This is a genomic window from uncultured Sphingopyxis sp., from assembly GCF_900078365.1.
In the GTDB taxonomy this organism is placed as follows: Bacteria; Pseudomonadota; Alphaproteobacteria; order Sphingomonadales; family Sphingomonadaceae; genus Sphingopyxis.
This window is the reverse complement of record NZ_LT598653.1, coordinates 967,758-984,811: the sequence shown is the minus strand read 5'-3', so window position 1 is coordinate 984,811 and position 17,054 is coordinate 967,758. Positions and strand designations below refer to the sequence as shown.

Below are 17,054 nucleotides of genomic sequence, written 5' to 3'. Positions count from 1 at the left end.
GGCGCTCATTTCTTGTTCCAGTTTCGGGTCATCGATACCCGAGCCGCATAGGGGTTTCGCCGGGTCAGCGACAAGAGCAAACCCATGCCGATCGACAAAGCGATGAAGGAAGAGCCGCCGTAGCTGATGAAGGGCAAGGTCATCCCCTTCGACGGAAAGAGCTGCGTGTTCACCGCCATGTTGATGATCGCCTGCCCGCCGAACTGCGCGATCAGTCCCGCGACGGCGAGGATCAGGAAACTGTCCTCCTCGTCGAGCAGGCGGACGAGAACGCGCACGATGATCGCGAGATAGAGCGCGGCGATCGCGATGCAGGCGATGATCCCGAACTCCTCGCCGATGACCGAGAAGATATAGTCGGTGTGCGCCTCGGGCAGCTGGAATTTGGCGAGGCCGGCGCCCGGGCCGGTGCCGATGAGGCCGCCCGCGGTGAGCGTCGCATGCGCCTTGTCGACCTGAAAGCTGTCGCCCTTGTCGAACAGCCAGATGTTGATGCGCTGCTGCGCCACCGGATAGAAGAAATAGGCGAGGATCAGGCCCGCGACGCCGGTGCCCGCGAGCATCCCCATGATCCGCATCGACAGGCCCGCGACGAGCACGAGCACGAACCAGGTCGCGGCGAAGATGACCGTCTGCCCGAGGTCGGGCTGCCCCATCAGCAGCAGCGCGATGACGCCGGTGAGCGCCGCGGCGAGCGGAACGACGGGCAGGCTCTGGTCGTGAAGGCGCAGCGACAGCACCCAGGCAAGCGACACCGCGAAAAAGGGCTTCAGAAATTCGGAGGGCTGGAGCCGGAACGCCCCGCTGCCGAGCCAGCGTTGCGCGCCGTTCACCGAGGTGCCGACGAGCGGCACGAGGAAGAGCAGGAAAAGAAAGGCGATGGTGCCATAGATGGCGAAGCGCCGCGCCTGCGGCTTGGGCAGCATCGACACCATCAGCATCACCGGCACGCCGACGATCACCCACATCAGCTGGCGATAGAAATAATAGAGCGGGTCGAGCGCGGCGGTCGAGGTCGAGAGTTTCTGCGCCGCGACGGGCGAGGCCGCGGCGACCGCGACGAGCCCGACTGCGACGAGGATCGAGACGAGCAGCAGCAGCACGCGATCGATTTCCCAGAACCACAGGCCGAGCGGGGTGCGGTCGGCGCGGCTGAGGCGCGGGCCGCGGCGTTTGGTGGTGCGCGTGGCGGCGATCACCGGGCGTTCGGTCGCGTCCATATTATCCCCCCCGCTCATGCCCCGAACCATACCAGCGTAAAGCTGCCTTCCCCTCTTTCCGCTCGCATCGAGCGAAGTCGAGATGCCGAGAAGGCATGTGCGACCGATGGGCGTCTCGACTTCGCTCGACTCGAACGGAGATTAGGGGCCATCATATGCCAAGCGCCTGTACGGCGGCGCGGAACGCATCGCCGCGCTGTTCATAATCCTTGAACTGGTCGAAGGAGGCGCAGGCGGGCGACAGCAGTACGATGTCGCCGGGCTGCGCCGCCGCTGCCGCCTGCTTCACCGCCGTCGCCAGATCGCCCGACCGCTCGACCGGGACCGCGTCGCCGATCTCGACCGCGAACGGCTCCATCGCCTCGCCGATCAGATAAGCGCGCTTGACGTGGCCGAACCACGGGCGGCAGGCACCGAGCCCGTCGCCTTTCGCCTGTCCGCCGGCGATCCAGTGCAAACGCTGGTCCGGCGCCGGCGGGAATGCCGCCAGCGCCGGTGCAGCGGAAGCCGCGTTGGTGGCCTTGCTGTCGTTGAACCAGCGGACACCATCGGCTTCGCCGACCAATTCCATGCGATGCGGCAGCGACGTGTAGGTCGCGAGACCGCGCTCGATCTGTTCGTCATTCAGCCCCAGCACGCGGCACGCGGCGATCGCGCAGACGGCGTTCTGGGCGTTGTGCGGACCCTGCAGCGCGGGCCAGCGCGCCTGATCGGCGGGATCGATGTCCTTTGCCGAAACGCGGTGGAGCCGATGGTTGATACGCCCCGCGATCATCTTCGACGGATCGTCGTCGACCGCGACGATCGCGACCTGATCGCGATGCTGAAGGCTGAAAAGGCGGGCCTTCGATGCCGCATAGCCCGCGAAGCCGTCGTAGCGGTCGAGGTGATCGGGGCTGAGATTGGTGAGCACCGCGACGTCGCACGCGAGGCTGTGCGCGAGGTCGATCTGGTAGCTCGACAGTTCGAGGACGTAGACCCCGCCTTCCGCAAGCGGCTCGCGGCTGAGGATCGGCAGGCCGATATTGCCGCCCATCAGCGCCGGCACGCCCGCGCTTTCGAGCATGTGGGTAATGAGCGCGGTGACGGTCGACTTGCCGTTGGTGCCGGTGATGCCGACGACCCGGTGCGGCGGCAGGTCGCCCTCGGCTTCGGCGAAAAGCTCGATGTCGCCGATGACGGGAACGTGCGCCTCGCGCGCGTGCGCGGCGATCGGGTGGCGGTTGAGCGGCACGCCGGGCGAGACGACGACGCCCGCGAAACCGACGAGGTCGATGTCGAGCGGGTTGCCGATGTCGGCGCCGAGCGCCATCGCTTCGTCGCGCGCTTCCTCGCGCTCGTCCCATGCGGTGACGCCGGCGCCGCTGGCGACGAGCGCCTCGACGGTCGCGAGCCCCGAGCGCGCCAGTCCCAGCACCGCGTAGCGGCGACCGGCAAAGGCGCGCGAGACGATCACCGGAGCTTCAAGGTCGCGAGCCCTGCCAGCGCGAGGACGATCGAGACGATCCAGAAGCGGATGACGACGGTCGATTCGGGCCAGCCGAGCTGCTCGAAATGATGGTGGATCGGCGCCATGCGGAAGACGCGCCTGCCGGTGCGCTTGTACCAGAAGACCTGGATGATCACCGACAAGGCCTCGACCACGAACAGTCCGCCGACGAGCACGAGGACGAGTTCATGCTGCGCGGTCACCGCGATCGTCGCGAGCGCGCCGCCGAGCGCGAGGCTGCCGGTATCGCCCATGAAGACCGCGGCGGGTGGCGCGTTGAACCACAGGAAAGCGAGGCAGGCGCCGATAATCGCGGCGGCGAACACCGCGAGCTCGCCCGCGCCGGGGACGTGCGGGATGCCGAGATATTCGGCGAACTTCACGTTACCCGAAAGATAGACGATGACGAGGAAGGTCAGGCTGGCGATGATCACCGGAAAGGTCGCGAGCCCGTCGAGCCCGTCGGTGAGGTTCACCGCATTGCCGAAACCGACGATCAGCACCATCGCGAAGACATAATAGAGCGGCCCGAGCGGGATATAGACGTCGTTGAAAAAGGGCAGATAGAGGTCGGTGCCGGTGCGCGAGACGATCAGCAGCACCGCGACCCCCGCGATCAGGAATTCGATGAGCAGGCGCACGCGTCCCGGAATCCCGCGGTGGCTGGCCTTGGTCACCTTGTCGAAATCGTCGAGGAAGCCGACCGCCGCGAAGCCGCCGGTGACGAAGATGCACGCCCAGACAAAGCGGTTGGAGAGGTCCATCCACAAGAGGGCGGAGATCATCAGCGAAATGAGGATCATCAGCCCGCCCATCGTCGGCGTGCCCTTTTTGGCGAGATGGCTTTGCGGGCCGTCGTCGCGGATCGGCTGTCCCTTCCCCTGCCGCATCCGCAGCATCAGGATGAAGCGCGGCCCGATCCAGAGGCCGAGAATCATCGCGGTCGCCACCGCCGCGCCCGAGCGGAAGCTCAGGTAGCGGATGAGGTTGAGCGCCCCCGGAAAGCCAAGCCATTCCGCCAGCCAATATAACATCAATAATCCCCACTGGTCAGCACCGTCACAACATGCGACAGGCCGACGCTGTTCGATCCCTTGACCAGCACGGCATCGCCGGGGCGGATCAGGTCCCTCAGCCGCCCTACCGCGGCCGAGTGGGCGGGCACATGCTCGAAATCGATGCGGCCCTCAAGGGCTTTGGCGAGCGGCGCCATCTCTTCGCCGACAAGCAGGGCGAATTGCACTCCGGCCGCGACGAGCGGAGCGGCAAGCGCCGCGTGATAGGCCTCGCCGTCCGGTCCGAGTTCCTTCATCGCGCCGAGAATCGCGACCTTGCGGCCAGCGGATTCGGTGCCGAGCTGGCCGATCGTCGCCGCCATCGAGGCAGGATTGGCGTTGTAGCTTTCGTCGATGACGAGGATGTCGCCGCCGGGCACGTCGATGCGGTGGCGCGCCCCGCGTCCCGCGAGCCCGCCCATTTCGGCGAAGGCGAGGCCCGCGGCGGGCAGGTCGCCGCCGACCGCCTTCACCGCGGCGAGCACCGCGAGCGAATTGGCGACCCAATGCGCGCCGGCCTGCGCGATCGTGAAGCAGAGGAGCGAATCCTGCACCTCGGCGGTGACGAGCGAACCGCCCTGCCCGCCGGGCAGCCAGTCGACCGCGCGGACGTCGGCGCCCTCGTTCAGCCCGAAGCTGACGATATGCGCGGCATGCTGCTCGGCCTTGGCGCGCAGCCGCGCATGGTGCGGGCTGTCGAAGGGGATGATCGCGGTGCCGCCGGGCTCAAGCCCTTCGAAAATCTCGCCCTTCGCGTCGGCGATCGCCTCCTCGCTGCCGAAATATTCCATATGCGCGGGGGCGATGGTGGTAACGATGGCGACGTGCGGGCGCACCATGCGCGTCAGCGCGGCGAGTTCGCCCGCATGGTTCATACCCATTTCGAAGATGCCATAGTCGGCGGTCGAGGGCATGCGCGCGAGGCTCAGCGGCACGCCGACATGATTGTTGTAGCTCTTGACCGAGCGATGCGCCTTGCCGGGACGGAAGCGGTCGAGCGCGGCGAACAGCGCCTCCTTCGTCCCCGTCTTGCCCGCCGATCCGGTGACGCCGATGATCCGGCCGTGGCTGCGCGCGCGCGATGCGATGCCGAGCGCATTCAGCGCGGCCGCGCTGTCGGCGACGCGGACATGCGGATGGTCGATCGCAGTTTCGCACATTATGCCCGCGGCGCCCGCCGCAATCGCCTTGTCGATGAACTTGTGCCCATCGGTCGCCTCGCCCTTCATCGCGACGAAGAGGTCGCCCTTCGTCACCTCGCGCGAGTCGAAGGCGACGCCCTGCACGGTGAAGTCGGCGCTGGCCGCTCCGCCTGTGGCGGCCGCGATGGCGCGCGCGGTCCAGAGCGGGCTCATGCCGCCTCCTCGCGCGCAACGGTGACGTCGTCGAAGGGGATGACGCGCACCGCGTCGCCGCGCCCGACGATCTGCCCCTGCTCGTGCCCCTTGCCCGCGATGCAGATAATGTCGTCGGCACGCGCCTCGGCAATCGCGGCGGCGATCGCGGCGCGGCGGTCGCCGATCACTTGCGCACCGGGCGCCGCGGCGGCGATCGCATCGCGTATGACGGCGGGATCCTCGCCGCGCGGATTGTCGTCGGTGATGATCAGCACATCGGCTCCGGCAACGGCGACCTTGCCCATTTCGGGCCGCTTCGCCTGATCGCGGTCGCCGCCGGCGCCAAAGACGAGGATCAGGCGGCCGCTGGCGTGCGGGCGCAGCGCGTCGAGCGCGGGCGACTGTCGCCCGCGCTCGACGCGCTGCGCGCCGGGCTGCCCGGCGCGCAGCGCGTCGAGCGCGGCCTCTATCGCATCGGGGGTGTGCGCATAATCGACATAGACCGGCGCGCCCGCGCGGGTGATGGCGGCGCGTTCGAGTCGCCCGCGTACCGGCTGGAGCCGCGCGAGGTTGGCGAGCGTCTGCGCCGCATCCCCGCCGGTCGCGATGACCAGCGCGGCGGATACGAGCGCGTTCGCGGCCTGATAGGCGCCGATCAGCGGCAGATCGACCTTCTGCGCAAGGTCGCCCGCGGCAATGACGAGCGATTGTCCAAGCTGCGTCGGTTCGCGCGAGACGAGACGGAGCGTTTCGCCCTTCGTGCCGACGGTGAGCAGACCGATGCCGCGCGCCCTGACTGCTTCGATGACAGCCGGCGAATATTCATCGTCGGCCCATACCACCGCCGCGCCGCCCGGCTCGACGACTTCGGCGAAGAGCCGCAGCTTGGCCGCGAGATAGGCCTCCATTGTGCCATGATAGTCGAGATGATCGTGGCTGAGGTTGGTGAAGGCGGCCGCCTTCACTGGCAGACCCTCGGTGCGATACTGGTCGAGGCCGTGGCTCGACGCCTCGAACGCCGCGTGGGTGACGCCCTCGGCGGCGAGGCCCGACATGTTCGAAAGGAAAGTGACGATGTCGGGCGTCGTGAGCCCGGTCGAGGCGCTTTCCAGCGAGGTCGTGATGCCGAGCGTGCCGATCGATGCGGCGTTGAACCCCGCCATCCGCCACAGCTGACGCGTCATTTCGACGGTCGAGGTCTTGCCGTTGGTGCCGGTCACGGCCAGCAGATGCGGCCTCGACCAGTTGGCGGGTCAAGGCGGTGACCGTGGTCTTGCCGTTGGTGCCGGTGACAGCAACGCAGGTCGCGGGGAAGCGGTGAAAGAAGCGCGCGGCGATATGCGCGAAGGCACGGCGCGGATTGGTGTCGGCGACATGCACCGCCCCCTCGACCCTGGCTTCGGGCCGCGCGACGATGGCGACCGCGCCCGCTTCGACCGCTGCCGGAATGAAGTCCTCGCCGTTGAAGTTTTCGCCGGCGAAGGCGCCGAAGATCGTACCCGGCGCGACCTTGCGATGATCGATCGCGAGCCCCGTCACCACGGGACCGCCCCCCTCCAGCGCCTGATCGTCGAGCAGCGCGGCGAGGCGCATCAGTGCGTTTCCTCGCCTCGGCGCAGCAGCGGGAGGAGTTCGGAGACGTCGACGTCGCGGCTTTCGTCGGGGAAGACGCCGAGCATCGGTCCCGCGCGCGTTACGACCTTGCTCACCACCGGCGCCGCGGTCCAGCCCGCGGTGCGCTGGCCCGAACTATAGGCGTTGCCCTTGGGCTCGTCGATCATCACGAGCACGACATAGCGCGGATTGTCCATCGGGAAAGCCGCGGCGAAGGTCGAGACGAGCGAATGACGGCGATAACCACCCGCGCCCGGCTTTTCGGCCGATCCGGTCTTGCCGCCGACGCGGAAGCCCGGCGCGTCGGCCTTCCTGCCGGTGCCGTCGGAAACGATCAGGCGGAGCAACTGACGCATCCGCGCGCTGGTCGACGCCTTGAATACGCGGCGCCCCTGCGGCGGCGGCTTGTCGCCAAGCTTCAGCATGGTCGCGGGGCGATAGATGCCGCCGTTGACGAGCGCGGCATAGGCGCTCGCGAGATGCAGCGGCGTCACCGCGATACCATGACCATAGCTGGTCGTCATCGTCGTCACCCGGCCCCAGTTTTTGGGCCAGAGCGGGAAGGCGCGTTCCTTGAGCTCGATTTCGGGCCGCTTGTCGAAATCGAGATTGCGGAACAAGCGCTCCAGATTCTCGCGCCCCAGCTCGTCGGCGATGCGCGCGGTCGCGATGTTCGAACTTTCGATCAGCGTTTCGGGGACATTGTACCAGCGGCCGGGATGGCTGTCGCGGATGCGGAACCCCGCGATCGGGAGCGGCGCCGTCGCGTCATAGCGGCGCGCCATGCTCGTCACCGTGCCATCGTCGATGGCGGCGCCGATCGACAGCGGCTTGAAGGTCGAGCCCAGTTCATAAAGATTATAGGTGACGGCGTTGCGGCGCGTCGCGGGGTTGCTGCCCGTCAGCTTATTCGGATTATAGGTCGGCAGCGACGTCATCGCGGCGACTTCGCCGGTGTGGACGTCGAGGATGATTCCGGCGCCGCCGATCGCCTCGAGATTGGCGACCGCCGAGCTCAGCTCGCTTTCGAGCACGCCCTGCACGCGCGCGTCGATCGACAGCACGAGCGGCTGGCCGCGCGTCGCCTTGTCGGTCAGCCGCTGGTCGAACGCGCCCTCGACCCCCGTCACGCCATGGCCGTCCGCATTGATGAAGCCGAGCACGTGCGCCGCGAGCGTCAGCTGCGGATAGAGGCGCTCCTTTTCGCGCGGAAAATCGAAGCCGACGTCGCCGATCGCATTCACCGCCGCGACCTGATCGGGCAGCGCGCGGCGGCGGATATAGGTCGGGCGCGGGCCGGTCAGTTTCGCCAGCAGCTCCTCGCGCGTCATGTCGGGGAATATCTTGTTGAGTTCGGCCGCGAGATACCGCCGGTCGTTGAGCAGCTTCGACGGCACGACGCGGATCGAATAGCCGTCGATCGTGCGCGCGAGCGGCACGCCGTTGCGGTCGGTGATGTCGGCGCGCGCGGGAACGAAGGCCGCCGCCGACGAATGGCCCGACGAGGTATCGAACAGCGCGAAATAGAGGAGACGCACCGACACGACGAAAAATGCCGCCATGAACAGCAGCATCAGGATCATCAAACGCTGCTGTGCGGTCAGCAGTATCTGCTGCCGCACGCCAGCGGTTCGAACCCGCGTCGGACGGACGACGAGCGTGTTCATCGGCCGGCGCTTCCTCCTGCCGCTTCGATGGCCGCCGCCCGCTTCAGGTCGGCGAGCGTCGATTCGGCGAGCAGCTGATCCTCGATCATCTTCAATTGCTCGCGGCGGCGCGTCGGCGCCATGCGCGGGGTCACGTCGCTGCGCACGCCGGTATCGGCCTGCGCGAGTTGGACCGGCTTGGGCGCGGCGGGCTTCACCGCCGCGGGCTTGCTTTCGGCCGGGCTTGCTTTCGGCGCTTCGGGCACGGCGACCGGCGAGACCATCGCCATCAGCACCGGCGCGACCTCGTTCGCGCCGCGCGCGCGCGGCAGCCGGTCGAGCGAGGCGAGCTGGCGCTCGCTTTCCAGATATTGCGCCGCGTCGGGCGCCGAATAGCCGAAGGTGTCGGCATTCCACTGCTCGAGCTGGCGCATCGACGCGCGCACCGCGAGTTCGGATTCGAGATAGCGGATATTGTCGCGCGTCCGGACGATGTCGCGCTCGATGCGCGTCAGTTCGCTGCGCGTCGCCGCCACCTTCAATGACACGGGATAGAGCATCATCGCAAAGATGAGCACGAGCAGGACCAGGCCGATCCCCTGGAGCTTGCGGGCCGCCATCAGCATGACATCGCCTCCTTCATCGAACTATCGGGCCAGGCGGGGGCCGCGGTGCGAACCGCGCTGCGCAGCGTCGCCGAACGGGCGCGCGGATTGCGCGCTTCCTCCGCCTTGCCCGGACGCACCTTCCGCGCCGGCGTCTCGAACGTTGCGGCCCGCGCCAGAGGGATCGGCGCGGGCCGGTGGCGCGAACCCGCGGCATCGCCACCGCTGCGTTCGCGCAGGAAATTCTTCACGATCCGGTCCTCGGTGCTGTGGAAGCTGACGACCGCGAGCCGGCCGCCGGGGCGCAGCAGCCGCTCGGCGGCGGAAAGGCCGGCGACCAGTTCGTCGAGTTCGCTGTTGATGTGGATGCGGATCGCCTGAAAGCTCTTGGTCGAAGGATCCTTGGGCGCGCCGGGCGGATGACGCAGCGCCTTGCGGATCACGCTCGCGAGTTCGGCGGTGCGCGTCAGCGGGCGCGCTGCGACGATCGCGCGCGCGACGCGGCGCGACTGGCGCTCGTCGCCATAGTGGAAGAGCACGTCGGCGATCTCGGCCTCGTCGGCACGGTTGAGCCAGTCGGCGGCGCTTTCGCCCTCCTGCGCCATGCGCATGTCGAGCGGGCCGTCCTTCTGGAAGGAAAAGCCGCGTTCGTCGCGGTCGAGCTGCATCGACGAGACGCCGATGTCGAAGGTGATGCCGTCGACGACATCGATGCCGCGCTCGGCGAGCAGTCGGTCGATCTCGCCGAAGCGGCCGTGGACCAGCGTCAGCTTGCCGCCAGCCTCGGCGACGAGCGCCTGCCCTTCGGCGATCGCGTCGGGATCGCGGTCGCACGCGACGACCTCGGCGCCCGCGGCGAGCATCGCGCGGGTGTAGCCGCCCGCGCCGAAGGTCGCATCGACGTGGCGCTCACCCGGGGCGATGGCGAGCGCGGCGATGACTTCTTCGCGGAGGACCGGATCGTGGCGGGGATCGCGAGGGAGTTCGGTCACTTGCGCCCCTTCCCTTTCGTCGCGTCCCACGACGCCGCGAGCCGTTGGAGAACCGGGTCGGCGTCGGCGCATTCGGCCAAGGTCGGCAGCCACCAGATTTCGAGGCGGCGCCCCGACCCCACAAAAGCCGTCGCGCCGGCATCGCCGACGCGGTCGCGGTGGATGAAGCTGGGAAGGAAGCGGCCGCTATCGTCGAGCGTGTAAGGCTCGGTGTAGCTGAAACGCTTCTTGAATTCGCTATCCTCGTCGAAGTCGAGATTGCGCAGCCGCGCGGTTTCGCGGTCGCGTTCGATCTCGCCGTTCAGCCGGTCATATTGATCCTGACCATAGGCGACGAGGCAGGGCAGCTTTTCGTGGAAACCGACCCAGAGCACGCGCTGGCCGTCCGCATTGAGGGGCACATTGTTGCGGAACTGAGAGGGGACGGCGATGCGCCCCTTGCCATCGATCGCGGCGAAATTGGTGCCGGCATACTGGCCGGGCGTCACAATCGCCATCGCTCTGCCCCCTGTATCCGCGCCACCGGACATAACTTCCCCGGCCCCGGAATCGCGGGATTCCAGCTGGTAAGGCTCGGGTGGAGAATGCCCCTCTCCGATTGCTTTGGTATCAACTATGGATCGGGGTGAAAAGGGGTATTTTAGGGTGAAATAGGGAATCTAGCCCCAATTTGCCGCAAAACGACTTCGAAAACAGAGGAATCGCGGTCGTGCGACGCGGCGATGGCGCCGTCGAGGAGCTTCGATCGGGGTGAATTGGGGCAAAAACGCCGACTCAGTCGGCGCGGGCGCGAATCCAGAGCGGACGGAGCAGGCCGCCGCCGGCGCCGGGCCAGAGGCGCGCGGAGAGCCATTCCATCGTGTCGGCCCGCCGCAAATGCTCGGCGCCGGGCACGAGCGGCCGCCAGAGCGGGGCGAAGAGAAGGTCGGCGTCACCGACGAGCCAGGCCTCGCCCTCGCCTATCGAACAGCGGGCGACGCGGCGCCCGGCGAAGGAATCACATTGCGGCGGAAGGCGGTCGAAGCGGCCGGCCCTGAAGAGCCGGAGGCGCGCGCCATCGACGTCGGCGGGAGGCGCCGCGCCCTCGGCGGCGGGCGCCGCGGCAAGCGTGACACCCCAATGATCGAGCAGCGGGGTCAGCAGGCTCGTCACGGGCGGATTGCGGGGATCGCCGAGCGGGTGGCGTACCGGCCAGCCCGACAGCGCATCGGCGAGGATGACCGCCCGGCCGCCGCCGCGCACGAAGGCGTCGATCGCGACCAGTTCCTGCGGCGCGAGCGCGCGCGGATGCGCGAGCAGCAGCGTCCCGCCAGGGGGCGGGACATGATCGGCGAGACTGTCGACAAGCGACACCGGACCGGCGGCGGTCAGCCGCGTGAGTGCCGGGTCGTCATTGGCTCCCTCGGCAATCAGCGCCGCGATGTCGCCGCCGCCCGACCAGCGGAGCGGCAGGCCGGTGAGCATCGTGACGGCGGGTGCGTCCGCCTGCACGGCGGCGGGGCGATAGAGGACGGCGAGCAGCGCGTGCCCCGCCGCGAACCAGCCGACGGCGAGCGCGAGCGCGGCGAGCCACGGCAGCGGCGTCAGGCGCGGACGCCACTGGACGACAAGATCGGCGAGCGACGCGGCGACGCCCGCCGCGACGACGACCAGCAACAGTTGCGGCAAGGCGGCCGATCCGGCGAGCACAAGCCCTAGCAGCGCCTGCGCCGCGACCAGAAACGCCAGCGCCAGAAACGAAGTGCGCCGCCGGACCTCGGCGGGCTCGCGGCGCTGCCACCAGGCGAGAAGCAGCATCGAAGGCGCGAGCAAGGGGACGGCGAGCGCGGGATCGATGCGCCCGAGCAGCGCCTGCCCGCCCGCGCCCCATGCAAGGGCGACAGTTGCAATGGAGATGACGAAAGCGCGCAGCACCGACCCGCGCGATGCCGCGATCACTGCTTCGACTGGCGCGCGCGCTGGAGTTCGGGGTCGGGTTCGAGATCGGGAACGGTCGCCGCCGGCGCCACCGCCTGCGGGATCTTGACCGAAGTCGCCGCATTTTCATCCTTCGACGACGGCGACACCGGCTGGACGCCCAGCTCCTCGAGCGGGGCGCCGATGGCGGGTTGTTCGCCAGGCATCTTGACCTCGGCCGTTGCCGGAGCCTCTGCTTCGGCCCGCTCGCGCGCGCGCTCGCCGATCAGCCCTGCCATGCCGACGAGCAGCAGCACGGTGAGCACCCCGGCGATGCCGATCTGCAGCCGCCGCATCGTGTCGTGGACGGGTATCGCCGCAGGCGGCGGCGACGCTTGCGGCTTGGGCGCCGAGGGGGCGTCGATCCGAACGCTCATGCTGCTGCCTCCAGTCCCTTGCTCGCCAGCCATTCGGGGTTGTAAAGCGTCGAGAGATAGCGAAACCCGCTGTCGCAAAGGATGGTTGCGATGCGTTTGCCGGGACCCAATCGCCGCGCCAGCGCCATCGCGCCGGCGACGTTGATCCCCGACGAGAGGCCGAGGCACAGCCCCTCTTCGCCCAGCAGGCGGCGGACGACGGCAAGTCCCTCGGCGTCGGAGATGCGGAACTGCGTGTCGATCGGCGCGCCGTCGAGATTGCCGGTGATGCGGTTCTGACCGATGCCTTCGGCGACACTCGACCCCTCGGGCTTCAGTTCGCCGCACTGATAATAATTATAGAGTCCCGCGCCGTGCGGATCGGTGAGAGCGATGGTGATGTCGGCATTTTTCGCCTTCAGCCCGAGCCCGGTCCCCGCGATCGTGCCGCCGGTCCCCGCAGCGCAGGTGAAGCCGTCGATGCGGCCCTCCATCTGCTCCCAGATTTCCTCCGCCGTGCCGAAGATATGCGCCTTGCGGTTGGCGATATTGTCGAACTGGTTCGCCCAGATCGCATTGTCGGTTTCCTCGGCGATGCGGCGCGAGGTGTGGACGAAATGCCCGGGGTTGGCGAAGGGCGCGGGCGGGACGAGCACCAGTTCGGCGCCGAGCGCGCGGATCGTCGCCATCTTCTCGGCGCTCTGATTGTCGGGCATGACGATGATCGTCTTGTAGCCGAGTGCGTTGCCGACGAGCGCAAGCCCGATACCCGTGTTGCCCGCCGTCCCCTCGACGATCGTGCCGCCGGGCCGCAAGCTGCCGTTCGCTTCGGCATCGCGGACGATATAGAGCGCGGCGCGGTCTTTCACCGACCCACCGGGGTTGGCATATTCGCACTTGCCCCAGATTTCGCAGCCAGTGGCTTCGCTCGGCCCCTTGAGCAGCACCAGCGGCGTGTTGCCGATGAGGTCGAGGCTGTTTGCAGCAATAGTCATGCCCATGATCTAGGGCGGCGCCCGCGGCCCCGCAAGACAGCTTCGCTTGCCGCGCCGATGATCGGCCTTGTCGACCAACGGGCTCCGAGGTCCGACGAACGACAGGTCGGGAGCGCATCGGGGGTTGTTACTGTGACAGTATATCATTACTGCCGCGCCATCTGGTCGCCATATACAGGACTCTCCCCATGCGTTTGCTTTGCTCCGCCGGTTTTACCTTTGCCCTCTTCCTCGCCGCGCCCGCCTTTGCGCAGGACAGTGCGGCGGCAAGCAGCGACGACGATGTGCATTCCGGCGGGCCGATCGTCGTCACCGCGCCCTATGTCCGCAGCCTCGACATCCTCGGCAATGTATCGGTGCTCGAAGGCGACGAGCTGGCGCGCGACATTCGCGGCCAGATCGGCGATACGCTCACCCGGCAGCCGGGCGTGTCGGCGACGAGCTTTTCGCCGGGCGCGTCGCGCCCCGTCCTCCGCGGCTTTTCGGGCGAACGCGTCAAGGTTCTGACCGACGGCATCGGATCGATCGACGCTTCGAACACATCGGCCGACCATGCGGTGACGATCGACCCGCTGACCGTCGAACGCGTCGAAATCCTACGCGGCCCCGCGGTGCTGCTGTTCGGCAGCCAGGCGATCGGCGGCGCGGTCAACCTGTTCGACCGCCGGATTCCGAGGAAAGTCCCAGCCGACCATGTCCATATCGACGCGATCGGCGGCTATGCGACCGCGGCGAACGACCGCAATATCGGCAGCTCGATCGACGTCGCGCTGAGCCCGCAGATCGTCGCGCACCTCGACGGCAGCTGGCGCAAGACCGGCGACACGCGCTCGGGCGGCTTCGTCTATGCCCCCGATATTCGCGGCGACCTGCTCCACCTCGCCGAGCATGAAGCCGAAGAGGGGCATCTGGACGAAGCCGCCGAACTGACCGAACAGGCGGGCAAGCGCGGCAAGATCGACAACACCCAGAGCGAGACCTGGACCACGGGCGGCGGCATCTCGCTGATCAACGACGGCGGCCAGCTCGGCATTTCGGTCGGCTATTTCGACACCCGCTATGGCGTCCCCGCGCGCGCCGGAACCGAACATCATCACGAGGATGGCGAGGAAGAAGAAGGCGGCCACGATCACGGCGAAGGCCCGGTCACGATCGGAATGAAGCAATGGCGCGCCGACCTGCGCGGCGAAGTCGAGCTGGGCGACGGCTTCTTCGACAAGCTGCGCATCCGCGCGGGCTTCGCCGATTACAAGCACACCGAGTTCGAGGGCGACGAGGTCGGCACCATCTTCACCAACCAGGGCGTCGAAGGCCGGCTGGAGCTGGCGCAGAACGACCACGGCGGCTGGCGCGGCGCGAGCGGTGTCCAGTATAGCCACCGCGATTTCAACGCGATCGGCGCCGAGGCCTTTGTCCCGCGCAACCTGACCGACCAGTTCGCGCTGTTCACGCTACAGGAATTGACGATGGGCCCGTTGGGGCTCGAAGCCGCGGCGCGGTACGAAAAGACCAATGTGCGCGCGCAGACATTGGGATTCGAGCGCAATTTCGACAGCTTCTCGGGAGCGCTCGGTGCGACCTATGATGTCTTCGAAGGCGCGAAATTCGGCGTTTCGGTCTCGCGCGCGGTCCGGGCGCCGTCGGCCGAGGAACTGCTGTCGAACGGCCCGCACATCGCGACGCAGAGCTTCGAGGTCGGCGACCCGAACCTGCGGCTCGAGAAAAACTGGGGCGCCGACGCGTCGTTCAAGTTCAAGTCCGACGGCTTTAACCTCAGCCTCACCGGCTATTCGAACTGGTTCGACAATTTCATCTATTCGGCCGCGACCGGCGCTGAAGAGGATGAACTGCCCGTCTTCCAATATTTTCAGCGCGACGCGCGCGTCTATGGTTTCGAGGCCGAAGCGAGCGCGCAGCTGGCGCAGATCGGCGGCTTCAACATCGTCGGCGACGTCACCGCCGACATGACGCGCGCGAAGATCAAGAATGCGGGGCTCGACCGCAATGTCCCGCGCATCCCGCCGCTGCGCGTGCTCGGCGGGCTCGAGGCGCAGGGCGAGCGCGTCAATGCGCGCGTCGAGGTCGAATGGGCCGACGACCAGACCCGCGTCGCACAATTCGAGACGCCGACCGACGGCTTCACGCTCGTCAACGCGTCGCTGAGCTGGCGCCCGCTTCCCGATGCGAAGAATCTGACGCTGATGCTGTCGGCGAACAATATCTTCGACGTCGAAGCGCGCCGCCACGCGAGCTTCACCAAGGATTATGTGCCGCTCGCGGGCCGCGACTTCCGCCTGACGGCCCGGGCGAGCTTTTAGCTTCGGCAAGCATTTGATCAATTCGTGGGTCCCCGCGAAGGCGGGGACCCATCACCGGCCGGCGCAACATGGCTCGGGCTGGTGATGGGCTCCCGCCTTCGCGGGAGCACACAACTTATTCAGTCAAACATAGATCAGGGCGCGAGCAGCTTGCGCTTGTTCCAGTAGATCGAGGTCGCCGCGGCATAGGCGCCGACCTTTACCCAGGTCGCGCCGTCGACCTTTTCGATGTCAACGCCGGCCTCGATATAGGCCTGGACGATCTTCATGATCTGCTCTTCGCTCATCTCGCTCGACAAGTCGGGGTTCGCGCCGGCGGGTCCGAAATCGAGCGCCTTGTCGACGACCCCCGGCGACAGGTCGAGCTTCGCGATGTCGTTCGCCAGCCATTCGCGCGAGATGCGCGCGAGGCTATAGTCGAAATAGGATCCCTTCTGCTCCGCGCTGATGCCGTGGCGCGTGACGCAGGCGTCGGTGATGCCCGCGAGATCCTTGAACAACGCCTCGCGCATTGCCTCGTCGCCGCCGCCGGCCATCGCCTCGCCGATCGAATCCTTCGCGTCGCCGGAAATCGAGGCGACGACGCAATCGAGTGCCTCGCCCTCCTGCGCCGCGACCGCGCCGGGCAATACCGCAAGCGTCAGCGCGGCGCCCGCCATCAAAGCCTTGATCATCGACTCGTCCTTCTATCCGGATGGATAGCCCCTCAGGACAGCATCGCCATGCCGCCATTCACATGCAATGTCTGGCCGGTGACATAGGCGGCTTCCTTCGACGCGAGATAGACGACGGCGGCGGCAATGTCGCTGCCCTCGCCCATCCGGCCCGCGGGGATGCGCTGGTTGAGCGCCTCCTTCTGCGCGTCGGGCAGGTCGTCGGTCATCGCGGTCGCGATGAAGCCCGGCGCGACGCAATTGACCGTGACACCGCGGCTCGCCAGTTCCTGCGCGAGCGCCTTGGTCATGCCGGTGACGCCCGCCTTCGACGCGGCATAATTGGCCTGCCCCGGATTGCCCGTCGCGCCGACGACGCTGGTGATTGAGATGATGCGGCCGAAGCGCGCCTTCATCATCGGCTTGGCCGCGGCGCGCGCGAGGCGGAAATTGGCCTCGAGGTTGATGCGGATGACGTCCGACCATTCCTCGTCCTTCATGCGCAGGATGAGGTTATCGCGCGTGACGCCGGCATTGTTGACGAGAATGTCGAGTTGCCCCAGCGCCTCGACCGCCGAGGGCACCAGCGCGTCGACCGCAGAGGCGTCGCCGAGGTTGCACGGCAGCGCGACATGGTCGCCGCCGAGCGTATCGCGGAAGGCATTGAGCTTGTCGGCATTGGACCCCGACACCGCGAGCCGCGCCCCCTGCGCCGCGAGCGCCTGCGCAATGGCCGAACCGATACCGCCCGAGGCGCCGGTGACGAGGGCGGTCATGCCGGTGAGATCGAACATATTATTCTCCTGAAATCTGTTTGA

14 protein-coding genes and 1 pseudogene are annotated in these 17,054 nt (G+C 67.6%); 1 reads left to right on the top strand and 14 read right to left on the bottom strand.

Going from position 1 to position 17,054, the window contains the following annotated elements:
• Window positions 1-5: 5 nt before the first annotated feature.
• From QZL87_RS04355 to QZL87_RS04300, 12 genes and pseudogenes are all read right to left on the bottom strand, one after another.
• Complete coding sequence (locus tag QZL87_RS04355; protein ID WP_295324154.1) at window positions 6-1,238, bottom strand: putative peptidoglycan glycosyltransferase FtsW; 1,233 nt, start codon at window positions 1,236-1,238, stop codon at window positions 6-8.
• Between the two features lie 133 nt (window positions 1,239-1,371).
• Window positions 1,372-2,676: a UDP-N-acetylmuramoyl-L-alanine--D-glutamate ligase gene (murD, locus tag QZL87_RS04350; protein ID WP_295324151.1), complete on the bottom strand. Its 1,305-nt coding sequence runs from the start codon at window positions 2,674-2,676 to the stop codon at window positions 1,372-1,374.
• Window positions 2,673-3,743: a phospho-N-acetylmuramoyl-pentapeptide-transferase gene (gene mraY, locus QZL87_RS04345; protein WP_295324148.1), complete on the bottom strand. Its 1,071-nt coding sequence runs from the start codon at window positions 3,741-3,743 to the stop codon at window positions 2,673-2,675. The genes murD and mraY overlap by 4 nt, the downstream gene beginning before the upstream one ends.
• The gene (gene murF / locus QZL87_RS04340; protein ID WP_295324145.1) at window positions 3,743-5,119 is read right to left on the bottom strand and encodes a UDP-N-acetylmuramoyl-tripeptide--D-alanyl-D-alanine ligase; all 1,377 of its coding nucleotides are present in this window, start codon (window positions 5,117-5,119) and stop codon (window positions 3,743-3,745) included. Before murF ends, mraY begins: the two co-directional genes overlap by 1 nt.
• A pseudogene (locus QZL87_RS04335) lies at window positions 5,116-6,694 on the bottom strand (UDP-N-acetylmuramoyl-L-alanyl-D-glutamate--2,6-diaminopimelate ligase). The gene murF and the pseudogene QZL87_RS04335 overlap by 4 nt, the downstream one beginning before the upstream one ends.
• Entirely contained in the window at window positions 6,694-8,382 is a 1,689-nt protein-coding gene (locus tag QZL87_RS04330; RefSeq protein WP_295324143.1) for a penicillin-binding protein 2, read from the bottom strand. The pseudogene QZL87_RS04335 and the gene QZL87_RS04330 overlap by 1 nt, the downstream one beginning before the upstream one ends.
• On the bottom strand, window positions 8,379-8,987 hold the full coding sequence (locus QZL87_RS04325; protein WP_295324140.1) for a hypothetical protein: 609 nt from the start codon (window positions 8,985-8,987) through the stop codon (window positions 8,379-8,381). Before QZL87_RS04325 ends, QZL87_RS04330 begins: the two co-directional genes overlap by 4 nt.
• Complete coding sequence (rsmH, locus tag QZL87_RS04320) at window positions 8,981-9,958, bottom strand: 16S rRNA (cytosine(1402)-N(4))-methyltransferase RsmH (RefSeq protein WP_295324139.1); 978 nt, start codon at window positions 9,956-9,958, stop codon at window positions 8,981-8,983. The genes QZL87_RS04325 and rsmH overlap by 7 nt, the downstream gene beginning before the upstream one ends.
• Window positions 9,955-10,455, bottom strand: a complete 501-nt coding sequence (locus tag QZL87_RS04315; protein ID WP_136173804.1) for a division/cell wall cluster transcriptional repressor MraZ — start codon at window positions 10,453-10,455, stop codon at window positions 9,955-9,957. Before QZL87_RS04315 ends, rsmH begins: the two co-directional genes overlap by 4 nt.
• Window positions 10,456-10,732: 277 nt before the next feature.
• Complete coding sequence (locus tag QZL87_RS04310; protein WP_295324138.1) at window positions 10,733-11,896, bottom strand: hypothetical protein; 1,164 nt, start codon at window positions 11,894-11,896, stop codon at window positions 10,733-10,735.
• Window positions 11,893-12,291 carry a hypothetical protein gene (locus QZL87_RS04305; protein ID WP_295324135.1) on the bottom strand — a complete coding sequence of 133 codons (399 nt, stop codon included), beginning with the start codon at window positions 12,289-12,291 and terminating at the stop codon, window positions 11,893-11,895. The genes QZL87_RS04310 and QZL87_RS04305 overlap by 4 nt, the downstream gene beginning before the upstream one ends.
• Window positions 12,288-13,265, bottom strand: a complete 978-nt coding sequence (locus QZL87_RS04300) for a cysteine synthase A (RefSeq protein ID WP_295324133.1) — start codon at window positions 13,263-13,265, stop codon at window positions 12,288-12,290. Before QZL87_RS04300 ends, QZL87_RS04305 begins: the two co-directional genes overlap by 4 nt.
• 188 nt (window positions 13,266-13,453) lie before the next feature.
• On the opposite strand from QZL87_RS04300, the gene QZL87_RS04295 reads away from it, so the two are divergent.
• Entirely contained in the window at window positions 13,454-15,583 is a 2,130-nt protein-coding gene (locus QZL87_RS04295; protein ID WP_295324131.1) for a TonB-dependent receptor, read from the top strand.
• A gap of 134 nt (window positions 15,584-15,717) precedes the next feature.
• Here QZL87_RS04295 and QZL87_RS04290 read toward each other — a convergent pair whose 3' ends face one another.
• Window positions 15,718-16,257: a hypothetical protein gene (locus QZL87_RS04290; RefSeq protein ID WP_295324128.1), complete on the bottom strand. Its 540-nt coding sequence runs from the start codon at window positions 16,255-16,257 to the stop codon at window positions 15,718-15,720.
• Between the two features lie 32 nt (window positions 16,258-16,289).
• A complete protein-coding gene (gene fabG / locus QZL87_RS04285; RefSeq protein WP_295324125.1) occupies window positions 16,290-17,030 on the bottom strand; it encodes a 3-oxoacyl-[acyl-carrier-protein] reductase in 741 nt (246 codons plus the stop codon).
• Window positions 17,031-17,054: the final 24 nt, after the last annotated feature.

Excerpts from the sequence above, each read along its gene's own strand:
- murF (WP_295324145.1), bottom strand. The coding sequence starts at position 5,119 with ATGAGCCCGCTCTGGACCGCGCGCGCCATCGCGGCCGCCACAGGCGGA.
- QZL87_RS04295 (WP_295324131.1), top strand. The coding sequence starts at position 13,454 with ATGCGTTTGCTTTGCTCCGCCGGTTTTACCTTTGCCCTCTTCCTCGCC.
- QZL87_RS04315 (WP_136173804.1), bottom strand. The coding sequence starts at position 10,455 with ATGGCGATTGTGACGCCCGGCCAGTATGCCGGCACCAATTTCGCCGCG.
- mraY (WP_295324148.1), bottom strand. The coding sequence starts at position 3,743 with ATGTTATATTGGCTGGCGGAATGGCTTGGCTTTCCGGGGGCGCTCAAC.
- QZL87_RS04305 (WP_295324135.1), bottom strand. The coding sequence starts at position 12,291 with ATGAGCGTTCGGATCGACGCCCCCTCGGCGCCCAAGCCGCAAGCGTCG.
- fabG (WP_295324125.1), bottom strand. The coding sequence starts at position 17,030 with ATGTTCGATCTCACCGGCATGACCGCCCTCGTCACCGGCGCCTCGGGC.
- QZL87_RS04330 (WP_295324143.1), bottom strand. The coding sequence starts at position 8,382 with ATGAACACGCTCGTCGTCCGTCCGACGCGGGTTCGAACCGCTGGCGTG.
- QZL87_RS04325 (WP_295324140.1), bottom strand. The coding sequence starts at position 8,987 with ATGCTGATGGCGGCCCGCAAGCTCCAGGGGATCGGCCTGGTCCTGCTC.
- QZL87_RS04300 (WP_295324133.1), bottom strand. The coding sequence starts at position 13,265 with ATGACTATTGCTGCAAACAGCCTCGACCTCATCGGCAACACGCCGCTG.
- QZL87_RS04355 (WP_295324154.1), bottom strand. The coding sequence starts at position 1,238 with ATGAGCGGGGGGGATAATATGGACGCGACCGAACGCCCGGTGATCGCC.
- QZL87_RS04290 (WP_295324128.1), bottom strand. The coding sequence starts at position 16,257 with ATGATCAAGGCTTTGATGGCGGGCGCCGCGCTGACGCTTGCGGTATTG.